The following is a 12,391-nucleotide window of genomic DNA, read 5'->3' on the forward strand; positions in this document are numbered from 1 at the left end:
AACGGCCAACGAGGAATGCACAACCCAGAGTACCACAGCGAGTGGGAATGTCGCTCTCGGGGAAGCTCAGACCGACTGAGACTCCCACGAGAGGAATCCCACGACTTCAGTCGTGGGTGGATGTCAAGTGGAGACGGCAGAGACGGTCGATGGGTGGTTCTGATCGCTGAACCGACTGGTGGCGAGCAAGCTCACCAGGTCAATCCCTCGTAGATGATTCCCTCGCGGCGCTCGATGATGCGCCTTCCATCGACGACGATCGGGATCGTCATCGCATCGAACGCCTCGTCGAGGGCGGCAAACTCGTCCCAGTCGGTCACGACGACGGCACCGTCAGCACCCTCGAGTGCGGCTGCTGCCGAGTCCGCGTACGTCACGTCGTCGACGTAGTTCGGCGCGTTGTCGGTCGCGACCGGGTCGTAAGCGGTGACCATCGCGCCGCGGGCTTGGAGGTCGTGGATGACCGGGATCGCTCGGGAGTTCCGCATGTCGTCGGTGCCGGGCTTGAACGCGAGTCCGAGCACCGCGATCTCGGCGTCCTCGAACCCCGCGTCACGGTTCGCTGTGAGGTGGTCGGCGAGGAGGGAAACCAGGCGTTCCGGCTGGCGATCGTTGACCTCGACCGCCGCGTTGAGGACGGCCGGGTCGTAGCCAGCCTCCTCGGCGGCCGAGATAATTGCAGCGACGTCTTTCGGGAAGCAGTTGTGGACAACGACTCCATCGGTCGTGACGAACGTGTGCTCGTCGGCGACCTCCAGTGAGTACACGTCAGTGGTCGTCTCCTCGACGGTGATGTCACGAACAGGGACCGACGTGAAGCCGCCGTCTGCGGTGTGCCCGGTCGGCGCAATGTCCCGATCATACTTCGCGAGTCGGTCGTCGATCCGGTCCCGCTCTTCCGGCAGAAACATTTCTTTCAGTCGGATAATCTGTCGCTTTGAGCTCACACGAAGGAAATGAGCCGGCCGCGTCGCCTTTGCTGATGTCGAGGTTTTGTAACTCGGAACGATACCGAGGCTGTGTAAGAGTAGCGTCATCCCATCGATGAGCTCCTCACTTACCGACCCGTACTCGTAGACGACTGCGTTTGAGTGGTTGGGGTAGGCGACATGACCGTCCCCCCGGAACAGTCCCGAAAGCAGTGCGACGCGCTCGTCGGCTGTTGCTTGAAACGCCGTGTCAGGAACAGCCGCGGAGTAGGATCCGGTCCCACACCCGAGCCACTCAAGGAACTCGGCGAATACACGGCTGGAAACGGTGACAGCCGTCGCGGTCTCTTGTTGTGTCGTTTGATACCGGATACCTAGCCGCTCGTAGTACGACTCCACATCGCGGACGTACGCCGGCTCATCGGTGGGATGAAAACTCAGTTCTGCCCGCCGTCGCGCTGTAGAGCCGTGGCCGGAGGTGTCGTCGTTGATGTGTCCCTCGCTGAGATAGTAGCCGATAAATCGCCAGAACTGCTCATCAACGGGAAGGATCGCTGGGATGTACGTCTGTCCACCGCCTCGCGTCGTGTACAGCGAGAGCTCTGCCCTGTCGACGGGCAGCGTATCCTCGTAGTTGAGGAACACATCAAGGGGGAGATAATTATTCCGAACGAGGTCGTGGACCTTGTGATAGCTGAACTGTCGGTTGTACTCCTGGAGCGTCTCGTACAGTTCCTCTTTGACCGTCTCAAGCGGCGTCGATGGTTTCAGATAGACGCGATCGTTCTCGAAGGTGGACGACGCATCGATAATATCAATAATATCAAAGGTTGAGACGGGGTCGTTCGGGATATCGGCCACCACGGGCAGGGAATCACCCACTTCGAGCGCGTTGGCTGGCTTGACCGTGGTTTCGTTGCCGTCAAGCGTGAGCATGGGATGATCATGGGTGACGGTTACGCGCTTGTTCATTTTCGTCCGAATCGTGTGGAGCGGACCCTCGTACTCTCGGCGTGTCGCCGCAGTGACCGGGTTGAACACGAACGTTCCACCAGTGGACCGACTGAGGACGGAGACATCCTCAAGCGTCCCTTCGGAGACGTATCGCTCGAAGAACTCGGCAAGCGTGAGGTGCTTCGTTCCTGTATCGTCTTTTGCGACAACGTGCTGGTCGCCCGTGAGACAACTCCCGCCCCAGCCCGCGCCACTCTGGAGGAACTGCTCGCTGATTCGGTCGTCGAGGCCGATCGCATCGGCGACCTCGTAGGCGTCGACGCCGAGCTCCTTACAGATATTTCCGAGGTCGTTGATGAGGCTGACCTTCGCCGCGAGGAAGCCGTTGTTGGCGTACTTGATCATCTCGGCGGTACGGGTGTCGGTCTCGACGACGGGCGCGTCGGCCGCCTCGACGAGTGGTGCGAACACGTCGTGCATATCCGCGAGCGCGCGGTCGTCGTCGGCACCGAGGACGACCTTGTCCGGGTGGAGGAAGTCGTGGACGGCCGTCCCCTCGCGGAGGAACTCCGGGTTCATGCCGACGCCGAACGCCTCGCCGGCGGTCTTGCCGCTCTCGCTTTCGAGGATCGGCGTGATGGTGTCTGCGGTCGAGCCGGGCACGACCGTGCTCTTGACCACGACGGTGTGCCAGTCTTCTTTGCCGGCGAGCGTCTCGCCGAGTTGGCGCGCGCCCGCCTCCATGACCGAGAGGTCGATGCTGCCGTCGTCGTGCTGCGGCGTGGGGAGACAGAGGAAGGTGACGTCGGTGTCGAGGACGGCCCCGTAGTCGGTGGTCGCCCGAAGGCGACCAGTGCCATCTGGCCCGGTGTGGGTGGCGATGAGATCCGGGAGGCCCGCCTCGTGGATCGGGGCGTCGCCGGCGGTGATCGTCTCGACGACCGACTCGTCGATGTCGATGTTGACGACGTCGTGGCCGAGATCCGCGAAGCAGGCTGCGACAGTGGTGCCGACGTAGCCGCTGCCGACGATAGAGAGGTGCATGTGACTGGGTTCGTGGATTACCGATAAGAAACGTGTGGTCGGGAGGGTGGGCGAGGCTGATTGGGGTCGCGCGTGCTGACTCGGGGATACGCTGGGGTGCTGGTAGCTATTTCACAACGAGTGCACCGATACATAATTTTCTCAGAAAATTATTTGTCTCTCAATCGCGTAACATCTAATGATCTGCCCCCCGAGGAGGCGCGGCAGTATCTCATTCGATTCCTCGGCCGGCAGGACCTCGACGAGCACGAGGAGATCTACGACTAACTCGCGACCGAGTAGGACTCTCTCCAAGCTGTTCTTCGTAGTACTGCGACAGTACCGTGGTTTCTCGCAGAGCAAGACCGTTCCAATCCGGATCGAAAGCGAGATTGACGCATCGGTTTTCCCGTTCGCACTGGAACATCGGCCACGCATATGGGCGTAACCGAGGACGCAGTTCGGGATATCTGCACGGACGCGGTCTTCGAACGCGGCAAACGATATCTCGCTGACGGTCGTATCCGCGAGATCCACCGCGTCGACAGCACCGTCACCGCCGTCGGGAGCGGTAGCCGTCAGTACGATGTCCGTGTCAATCTTGTCGCCGACGGGTTCACCCCGTGGTGTGATTGTCCGTACGATGGGCCGGGAACGTGCAAGCACATCGTCGCCGTGTTGTGTCGGTGTATCGACGACCCACCGGCAGATGACGGCGACCGACTCGACGCCGCACTTGACGATGCCGACGCCGACGACCTCCGCGCGTTCCTGCGTGGGGAACTCGCGAGCAATACGGCTCTCCGCGAGCGGTTTCTCGCCCGCGCTGGCGAGCCGACGAGCCGGTCGGTCGACGAGCTTCGGGCCGCGATCGACCGGCAGTTTGACCAGACGAACCCCGAGTACCACGTCGTCTTCGAGCCGATCGACGTCACGCGGTGGTTCGATCTCGCGAACGAGTACCGCGAGCAGGGGCAATACGCGTCGGCGGCGACCGTCTATCGGGCGCTCGTCGATTCACTTGACGACAACATGGTGCGCGTCGACGGCGCGTACGACCACTTCTCGCGTGCGTTCAGTCGGGCACTTGATGGGTACGTCGACTGTGTCGTGACCGCGGAACGCGACGCTAATGCGGTCACTGACGCCGTCGCATTTCTTGAAGCACGGGGGACATCGGGCACACCGCTCCTCGCGGAACACTTCGAGAAGGCCACAGTCGAACTCCGGGAGAAGGCGAATGAACAGTCTGACAAGTAGCCTTGTCGCCCTCGATGACGCCCGCAAGTTCGAAGATCACGAGAATTAGTTTGTGTCGCGGTCAGCCACGTCGATCATCTGCTCGCGGGCGGCTTCGACGTCGGTGTAGAGTTCCAGTGCGTGCTTGATGAGGCGACGGTCGTCCGAGTTCTCTTCCCAGCGTGTAATCACGTCGCGGCGGTCTCGGAGCTTCGCACTTGCGAGGTCGCCGTCGGCGAGCGACTGTTCGAGCCCTTCCCACGTCTCAACGTCGTAGGTCACCTGCCACTCCTCGATCTCCTCAGTGATCGCGGTCAATTCACTCCGCAGCTCCTCGCGAGTGTTCTCCTCGATGAGCGTCCGGATCTCCTCGAAGAGTAGTCGCGTGTAGTCCGGCTGGTAGCGTGTGGTCTCGCCAGCCTCGATGCGACGCAATTGGTCCTGGTCGACGAGATCCTGCAGTTCCTCGTTGGTCGTGCTCCAAGCGGCGTCGGCCTGCTCGCTGATCCTGTTGACCGACCGCGGTTCCCGAAGGGTCTCGGCAACTGCTCGAATGCGGGCGCGGGCGCTCATCGACTCCGTCCACGACTGGATTCCATTTTGTGGAGGATCGGACATGTTTGGCACCGCTAGTCCTGATTCCGATACGGGAGCGTTGTCACGTCGAACGCATCGTAGTGTCGGTCGTAGGTGAGGATGTGATCGACCGCCAGCTCATCCATGTGTGCGGCGACGGCGAAATCAGTGAATGACGCATTCAGGTCGGTCCACTCGACGAACGTCGCTTTCGCGGCATCGAAAACATCCTCGGAGACGGATTCGAACTGATAGAGCGTACTCTCGTCGAGCGTCGTTAAGAATGAGGCTGCGTTCTGTATCGCCGCCTGCTTTTTCAGCCGGGTGGCCGCCTCGTCGACAATGTGATCGTTGACGATGAGGCGACGATACGGGAGATCGCCGTCGCGGACGAACGCCATGAACGCCCGCGAGACTGTGTGCATCTGCTCTTGCGGGTTAAATAATGCATATAGGAACTTCGGACCGACGACGACCTGATGTCGGACGTGACCTGGGCGAAAATGCTCGGGTGTGACCGTCCCGATCGGGGTTTCAACTGGCTCTGCCATCTGGATTCAGGGTTGCGCGGACGGGTCGTCGGCGAGCGTGAAGGACTCGTTGCTCCCATGCCACTCGTCAACGGGATCGTCTTCCTCGCGGGCATCGGTCGCCGCCGATGCTGGAAGCGATTCGTCCTCGAGGTCGTCGAGGACGGTAAACGCCGGGTCGTTTGGATCGGCTTGCTGCTGGCGTTCGATCCACTCGATGAGCGCCTCGTGGCCGGCTTGTTTGAGCGAGAGACCGTGTTCGCTCGCAAACTCGCGGAAGCGTTCGTATTCGTCTTCGTTCAGTTCGGTTTGAACGTGCTTGGTGTCGTTACTGCTCATAGGGACCCTCGTTGCTACGTTCTTCTAGTTTTCTATGAAGTATAAGATGTTCGCATGAACATTCTCATGAGATTTGCTACAGACGGATGATAGCAGGGAGTTCTGACCACCTGAAGGTCAACTGCCCCGCGCACGGTGGCGCGGGGCTTGTCAGTGAACTCGGCCTCTACCCCAAGAGTGGGGGAGCCAGTGTATCTGGCTAACTCGGCGTCCTTGCTCCTGACTTTAGAGCGGATTGACTGACGCTCTTCCGACCGTACGGCTGATGGCCCCGCCGGAGATACAATTCTGCCACGTTCTTCGCCGCATTATAATCCGCGTGATTCGACTTCCCACACGACTGGCACTCGAACTGCCCAGCGTGTCGGTTGTCATTGTGTGTGAACCCGCACTCGTTACACCGCTTCGACGTGTTCCGAGGATTCGTCGTATCAACAAACAGGCCCTCGTACTCGGCTTTGTACTCCACGAACTCCTTCAGCTTATGTGGTTGTCGTCGGGAGAAAGGAATTATCGCATCGGTTCTCTGCCCCCGATGGGTCCTCTCACCAGACGGACACCAGCGATCACTCTCCGGACGAGAGCGTGCTCAGCACGAGCCGAGTAGATGTAGTCGCTCGTCATCACGTGGCCGTATTCGGGCGATCTGAGAACGGCGTTCAGCGCCGCCGTTCCCGTCCCGTGTCGGCTGGCATCGGTATCGTGGTGCGCGTAGAACACCCCGGTATCGACGAAGACGCTCATCCGTAGAGGACGTCGTCGATATCTTCTTGATCCGTCTCCACGCCGGACGCGATCGCCCCCTTATTAAACGCTTGTATCTCCGTCTCACGCAAACTCGTCTTCCCGTCGCGAAACGAGTCGACGAACCCCGTCCGCGAGTCGACGGCCGATTCGATCAGCCGCGTGAGGAGCTCCTGTTGCGTGACCTTCTTTCCGGTCTTCAGCCTGATCTCCGCCTGAAGCTCCTCGAGTTTGGATTTCGCCGCTTCGTCCATTTTCACCGCTGTCGACATACATATCAGTAGTTTCTGCAACGTAGTTACTCTTTAGACCGAGTGTCGTAGTGGTGGATTAGTCTGATACGAATCGTCAGCCGTCGACGACCGCTTCGTCGCTGTCGGCGGCTCCCTCGGTATTCTCGGTGCCCGAGTCGGCCGCCAGCTCGTCCAGTCGCTCCGCGGCGCGGTCGCGGTCCTCGGGGTAGCCCACGTCGATCCGCCAGCCGTCGAGTCGGAGCGCGTCGATGGTGCGGCCGGACTGGATGAGCAGATCGATCGCGTCGGGAAGTTCGTACTCGCCGCGGTCAGAGGGCTGGACGAGGTGACACGCGTGGAAGATGGCGGGCGTGAACGTGTAGAAGCCAGTCATCACGAGGTTGCTCGGCGGGTCGTCGGGTTTCTCGACGACTTCGACGACCTCGCCGTACTCGTTCGTGTCGAGGACGCCATAGCGGGAAGCCTCCTCGTAGGGCACCTCTTCGACGAGGAAGGCGGCGTCGGCGCGATCTTCCTGCTGGCGATTGGTGACGTCGCCGAGGTTGCCACGGAAGATGTTGTCACCGAGCATGAGCATGAAGTCGCCGTCGATGTGTGGCTCCGCCTGGAGGATGGCGTGCGCGAGGCCGAGCTGTTCGCGCTGGTGCGCATAGGTGATCGGGACGTCGCGGTAGGTGTCACCGAAGTAATCGATGATCTGTTCGGCCTTGTAGCCGACAACGACGACGAGGTCGTCCGCGCCCGCGTCGATCAGGTTGTCGAAGACGTCCTGGATGAGTGGGGTGCCGTTCACCTCGACGAGGACCTTCGGTTTGTCCTCGGTGAGTGGTTGAAGGCGCGTGCCCTTGCCGGCGGCGAGTACGACTGCTTGCATGGGTTTTCGGTATCAGCGTGGTGGCAAATAGTTTGTGAGATTCGTCTCCGAATCAGCTGTTGATCCATGGGTACGCGAGTGTCGAATTGTCGGTCGTCTGGGCAACCATCTACGAGGGGATCCTGATCTTGAAAACGTGAACCCACCCCGAGGTCAAGCCTCGGGGCTTGCCTTCGAGGCACTCGCTTGCGTTCTCTGTGGGTATCAGACCGTTTGCTCGGCGAGAGCAGAAGCACCTTGTCGATTGCGGCAGAGCAATTGCGGTACCGATTCACGTCGACATCACCGGTCGGATTCACGCTCGAGAACGGCAACAATATCGGACAGATCGAAGAGCCGAAGATTGTCACGCTCGTCTGCCGCTTCTTCGACGGACCGTTTGAACCCGGCGCGGCTGAACAAAGCGAACTCATACGTGGGCTCGCCACCTCCGGTAGGTGTCCAGTCGATATGAGAGATATCGTCCTCAAGCGTCGCGAGCACAGCATACCCGAGAGGAGTGGAGGTGAATTTCGCTTCGCCAGCGATCAGCGTTGACTCGTCGGTTGGTGCAACAACATCTATTTCGCGGCCCTTGTACCACCACTGACTCGGAACCTGTGTCAGCTGGTAGTCTGGATAGAGCGCTGGCACCGCCTGGTGACAGAGTGATTCGAACGTTTCGCTGACAAAGTCGGCCAGTTCCGGCTGAATGAGATCCTCATAGGCGCCCTCGCCGTAGAGGTCGTACTGCCCCCCACGGCCGTAGAGATACCGGAAATAAAACCGGAAGACGGGATCACGAATCCGATACCGCGTCCGCTTGCTGCGCGCCGGCTCGGCGAGTGCTGGATAGTGTTTCTCGATAATCTGGAGCGTGTCCAATCGGTCGAAGTAGTACGATGTGTTGGTGCTCTCGATGCCAGCCCCCTGTGCGATCTCGTTTCGACTGCGGTTCCCGCTCGCCATCGACTCCAGAATCGAAAAATACGTGTTCACCTCGGTGAGTTCCATCTGGAGGACCGTTTCGGGCTCGTTGTGGAGTGGCCCATCCGGGTCATACAACAACCGCGTGATATTCTCACCAAGGCTCCGTGCTGGATCGAGTGGGGTGAGATAGCGGGGTGTGCCGCCGAAGACGCCATAGACGAACACCCGCTGTTCGGACGTGTAGGTCGGTACGAACGCTTTGATGGAGTGAAACGGCAGCTGGGTGAGTTCGACACGACCATTCGGTGTCTGAGAGACCCGACCGTAGAGTGGCGCACCGCCGTCCAGGACGTGGGTGTGAATCATCCCGATTGCAGAGCCCGTGAGCACGAGGGTTGCTTGGCTTTCGTCGACGGCGGTATCCCACAGGTGCTGAATAATCGATGGGAGCCCCTCGTTCGATTCGATAAGGTATGGAAATTCGTCGATGACGATGATGGCGTCTCGCTCAGTAAGGTACGTTACGAGGGGTTCCCACTCTTCTTTGACGGCCGTACTGTCCGGATAGGTCGTCGCCGCGGCCTCGACAAACCGCCGGAGCTGTGTCGTCGCTGTCCCCTGGACGGCCTGATAGTAGACGGCATCGTCGCGGTCGGCGATCGATCGACGGACGAGTTCGCTTTTGCCGATCTGACGACGCCCATACACGATCGCGAGTTCTGCAGTGTCACTCGCATAGAGGGACTGTAACCGATCAAGTTCCTCAAGACGGTTGACAAACTGGGTCATACTGTTCCTCGTTGTGTGAGATACATATATGCTCCGAAGTTAGAAACGAGGCTATAATAGTCTGCGCTATAATAGTCTATTTACTAATATGGGGCCGCTGACCAGAGAGCACACGAAACGTACTCTCTCACCACTGAACAGATCGTCGTATTTGAGCACTACCGGTCGGAGACGTCAGCGCGACGTTCCACAACCCATTTGACTACACCCCGAGACGAACCCGCATGGATATTCTCGTCACGGGTGGGGCCGGGTTCATCGGCGGCCACCTCGCCGAGACCTTCGCCGAAGACGGCCACGACGTCGTCGTCCTCGACAACTTCGAGCCGTACTACGACCTCGGCATCAAAGAGCACAACGTGGAGGTCGCTCGGTCGGCAGCCGACTCCTCCGCTGGAAGCTACGAGCTCATCAGGGGATCGACAACCGATGCGGACCTGGTTGCTGACATCGTCTCCCGAGTCGACGTCGTGTACCACCAGGCGGCACAGGCGGGGGTTCGGACCAGTGTCGATGAGCCACGAAAGGTCACCGACTACAACGTGGAGGGGACGCTGAACGTGCTTGACGCGGCTCGAGACGCCGAGGTGACGCGGGTGGTAAACGCCTCCTCCTCGAGTGTGTACGGCAAGCCGGAGTATCTCCCGTACGACGAGGCTCACCCCACGACACCGATCTCGCCGTACGGAGCCTCGAAGCTCGCTGCGGAACACTACGTGCGCGTGTACAACGAGGTGTACGGACTGCCGACGGTTTCGTTGCGATACTTCACCGTGTACGGCCCCCGGATGCGTCCGAACATGGCGATCACGAACTTCGTGTCGCGGTGTCTGCACGGCGAACCGCCGGTCGTCTACGGTGACGGCTCACAGACGCGAGACTTCACGTACATCGAGGACGTCGTCGCCGCGAATCAGCAGTTGTTAACCGACGACAGTGCAGACGGCGAGGTGCTAAACATTGGCTCGACGGACAACATCGACATCCTGACGCTTGCCGAGGAGGTCCGGGATGCGATTGATCCGGGGCTTGCAATTGAGTTTGCGGATCGCCACGACAGCGACGCCGAACACACCCACGCAGACATCACGAAGGCGGCCGAGTTGCTCGGGTACGAGCCGACCAAGAACATCCGTGCCGGGGTGTCGGCGTTTATCGAGTGGTATCGAGCAAACGAGGCGTGGTACGACCCGCTGGTTCGGAACTCCTGACGCTGGGATCTGGATGTCTCTCGTCAAATTGGGGAGCGAGACCTGCGCGGAGACAAACAGCATCCTTATGCCGAAACACGAATGAGCCGTTCGTACACCAGATGTCCACCTCCGAACAGCTCTCGAACCGAGAGAAGCTGCAGGCACTCCGACGGGTTGCAGCGTACCGACCAGGATTCTCCTTCGGTCTCGTCGTGCTCGGTGCAGTCGTCGCGGTGTTTGAGGGAATTGGCCTCGGATTCATCTACCCGATAATCGAGACAGCGCAGTCCGAGGATCCAACGGCGGTAAGTGGGCCAGTGATGGAGACGTTCGTCGGGGCCTACGAGCTTGTTGGGCTGCCGTTTACGCTTGGGTATCTCATTCTCGGTGTCGCCGGGGTCATGACCGTTCGGTACACGATGTCGTTCGTCGTTAGTTGGCTTTCAGTCATCCTCACAAAGCGGTACGAGAAGCACCTCCGTGAGCGTGCCTTCGATGGTGCACTCGACGCTGAGATTGGCTACTACGATCAAGAGGGAACAGACGACATTCTCAATGCGATTATTACTGAAACGCGGTACTCAGGAGGAGTCATTGATAAAGGCGTTAGACTCATGCAGACGTTCTTTCTCGTCGGGATGTACACCGCCGTGATGCTATACACGTCGCCACCGATGACCCTACTCGCAGTCGTGATTCTTGGCGGGATCACGATCCTGCTACGGTTCGTCATTGAGCCAGCAGTGACTGTTGGGTCGCGGGTCGCCGAGGCGAACGAACGGATTCAGGAGGCAGTGCAAGCCGGTACACAGGGCATTCGAGACGTGAAGCTGTTCGGGCTCCGTGAGGAGACGTTCGAGTCGTTCGACGAGTCAATTTCTCAGTACGTCGACTCAGAGATCGACCTCGGCCGAAATGAAGCGGCGATCAAGAATTTATTTGAGCTTTCTGCAGCGGTCACAATCTTCGTGCTGATCTACGTCGGATTCACATTCACGGGGCTCGCACTCGGTGAACTCGGCATCTTTCTCATTGCAATGTTCCAGCTTGCGCCACGGGTGAGTACACTCAACAGCGTGTACTACAAAGTCGAGGGCCGACTCTCTCACGCGGTTCGTACGTACGACTTCTTGGACAGGCTGGATGCACGCACAGAGGCGAGTGGTGATCGACCAGTCGATGCCATAGACGCGATTGAGTTCGACGACGTGGTGTTCAGTTATACCGACGACGAGCCCGTGTTACGCGGGTTGTCATTCGAGGTCACTAAGGGTGAATTCATTGCGTTTGTAGGACAGTCCGGGGCAGGCAAATCGACGATCGTCTCGTTGTTAGCGCGAATGTACGATCCAGATAGAGGGGTCATCCGTGCTGATGGAGTGCCGATCGATGCGTACGACATCAGGGCGTGGCGCGAGCGGATTGCAGTCGTCCGGCAGAAGCCGTTTATTTTCACTGACACACTAGAGAACAACGTAACCATCGGTAATCGAGATGCGACGCGTCGAGAGGTTGAACGCGTCTGTGAGATCGCCAAGGTTGACGAGTTTGTCGATGAGCTTCCGAATGGGTATGAGTCACAGCTGGGTGATGATGGTGTTCGGCTATCAGGAGGGCAGCGGCAGCGAGTGGCACTGGCACGGGCTCTCCTGAAGGACGCTGACTTTCTGGTGTTAGACGAGGCAACGAGTGATCTCGATTCGAATCTGGAAAAAGAAGTGCAGGCAGCTATCGAGTCGATGGATCAAGACTATGGGATTATCGTAATTGCTCACCGGTTGTCGACGGTGAAGAACGCGGATCGGATCTATACTGTTGACAACGGTGAGATCATCGAAGCCGGCACACATCAGGAGTTACTTGGGGAGAAAGGGGAGTATGCAGAATTGTATACTGTTCAGTCGTCAGGTACATCATGACGCCCAACAAGAATTTTGTTAATTAATGAAATAATCAAATTCGTCACTGATTTACAATCGCCACTGTAGATCTTCCCTTCTGATTGTTAACTATGAATATTTTATATAGGCTCTTACCT

The 12,391-nt window shown here is 59.0% G+C and carries 10 protein-coding genes and 4 pseudogenes; 3 read left to right on the forward strand and 11 right to left on the reverse strand.

Annotated features, from left to right (window positions below):
- Window positions 1–191: 191 nt before the first annotated feature.
- The 3 pseudogenes from ACNTAO_RS10640 to ACNTAO_RS10650 form a co-directional block, all read right to left on the reverse strand.
- Window positions 192–704 (reverse strand): annotated as a pseudogene (locus ACNTAO_RS10640) (UDP binding domain-containing protein); the annotation flags it as partial.
- Window positions 705–707: 3 nt separating this feature from the next.
- Window positions 708–2,060: pseudogene (locus ACNTAO_RS10645) on the reverse strand (LAGLIDADG family homing endonuclease); the annotation flags it as partial.
- Between the two features lie 39 nt (window positions 2,061–2,099).
- Window positions 2,100–2,927: pseudogene (locus ACNTAO_RS10650) on the reverse strand (nucleotide sugar dehydrogenase); the annotation flags it as partial.
- A 417-nt stretch (window positions 2,928–3,344) separates the two neighbouring features.
- Here ACNTAO_RS10650 and ACNTAO_RS10655 point away from each other — a divergent pair.
- Window positions 3,345–4,166 (forward strand): SWIM zinc finger family protein, encoded by an 822-nt coding sequence (locus tag ACNTAO_RS10655; protein WP_435161989.1) that lies wholly within the window; start codon window positions 3,345–3,347, stop codon window positions 4,164–4,166.
- Window positions 4,167–4,211: 45 nt separating this feature from the next.
- Here the strand turns inward: ACNTAO_RS10655 and ACNTAO_RS10660 are convergent, their stop codons facing one another.
- The 8 genes and pseudogenes from ACNTAO_RS10660 to ACNTAO_RS10695 all read right to left on the reverse strand — a co-directional run bounded on the left by ACNTAO_RS10660 (window position 4,212) and on the right by ACNTAO_RS10695 (window position 9,160).
- Window positions 4,212–4,763: a DUF7342 family protein gene (locus tag ACNTAO_RS10660; RefSeq protein WP_435161990.1), complete on the reverse strand. Its 552-nt coding sequence runs from the start codon at window positions 4,761–4,763 to the stop codon at window positions 4,212–4,214.
- An 11-nt stretch (window positions 4,764–4,774) separates the two neighbouring features.
- Entirely contained in the window at window positions 4,775–5,146 is a 372-nt protein-coding gene (locus ACNTAO_RS10665; protein ID WP_435161991.1) for a type II toxin-antitoxin system VapC family toxin, read from the reverse strand.
- A gap of 132 nt (window positions 5,147–5,278) precedes the next feature.
- A complete protein-coding gene (locus ACNTAO_RS10670) occupies window positions 5,279–5,590 on the reverse strand; it encodes a hypothetical protein (RefSeq protein ID WP_435161992.1) in 312 nt (103 codons plus the stop codon).
- A 199-nt stretch (window positions 5,591–5,789) separates the two neighbouring features.
- A pseudogene (locus ACNTAO_RS10675) lies at window positions 5,790–6,074 on the reverse strand (zinc ribbon domain-containing protein); the annotation flags it as partial.
- A gap of 26 nt (window positions 6,075–6,100) precedes the next feature.
- Complete coding sequence (locus tag ACNTAO_RS10680) at window positions 6,101–6,334, reverse strand: hypothetical protein (protein ID WP_435161993.1); 234 nt, start codon at window positions 6,332–6,334, stop codon at window positions 6,101–6,103.
- A complete protein-coding gene (locus ACNTAO_RS10685) occupies window positions 6,331–6,606 on the reverse strand; it encodes a hypothetical protein (RefSeq protein WP_435161994.1) in 276 nt (91 codons plus the stop codon). The genes ACNTAO_RS10680 and ACNTAO_RS10685 overlap by 4 nt, the downstream gene beginning before the upstream one ends.
- 76 nt (window positions 6,607–6,682) lie before the next feature.
- Window positions 6,683–7,462, reverse strand: coding sequence for a UTP--glucose-1-phosphate uridylyltransferase AglF (aglF, locus tag ACNTAO_RS10690; RefSeq protein ID WP_435161995.1), 780 nt, complete (start codon window positions 7,460–7,462; stop codon window positions 6,683–6,685).
- A gap of 282 nt (window positions 7,463–7,744) precedes the next feature.
- On the reverse strand, window positions 7,745–9,160 hold the full coding sequence (locus tag ACNTAO_RS10695; protein WP_435161996.1) for an ATP-binding protein: 1,416 nt from the start codon (window positions 9,158–9,160) through the stop codon (window positions 7,745–7,747).
- A gap of 224 nt (window positions 9,161–9,384) precedes the next feature.
- Between ACNTAO_RS10695 and ACNTAO_RS10700 the strand changes: the two genes are divergently transcribed.
- Both ACNTAO_RS10700 and ACNTAO_RS10705 read left to right on the forward strand, forming a co-directional pair.
- On the forward strand, window positions 9,385–10,371 hold the full coding sequence (locus ACNTAO_RS10700) for an SDR family NAD(P)-dependent oxidoreductase (protein ID WP_435161997.1): 987 nt from the start codon (window positions 9,385–9,387) through the stop codon (window positions 10,369–10,371).
- Between the two features lie 101 nt (window positions 10,372–10,472).
- A complete protein-coding gene (locus tag ACNTAO_RS10705; protein WP_435161998.1) occupies window positions 10,473–12,272 on the forward strand; it encodes an ABC transporter ATP-binding protein in 1,800 nt (599 codons plus the stop codon).
- The last annotated feature ends 119 nt before the right edge of the window (window positions 12,273–12,391 follow it).

The organism is Halorubrum zhoui (assembly GCF_051194155.1).
Lineage (GTDB): Archaea > Halobacteriota > Halobacteria > Halobacteriales > Haloferacaceae > Halorubrum.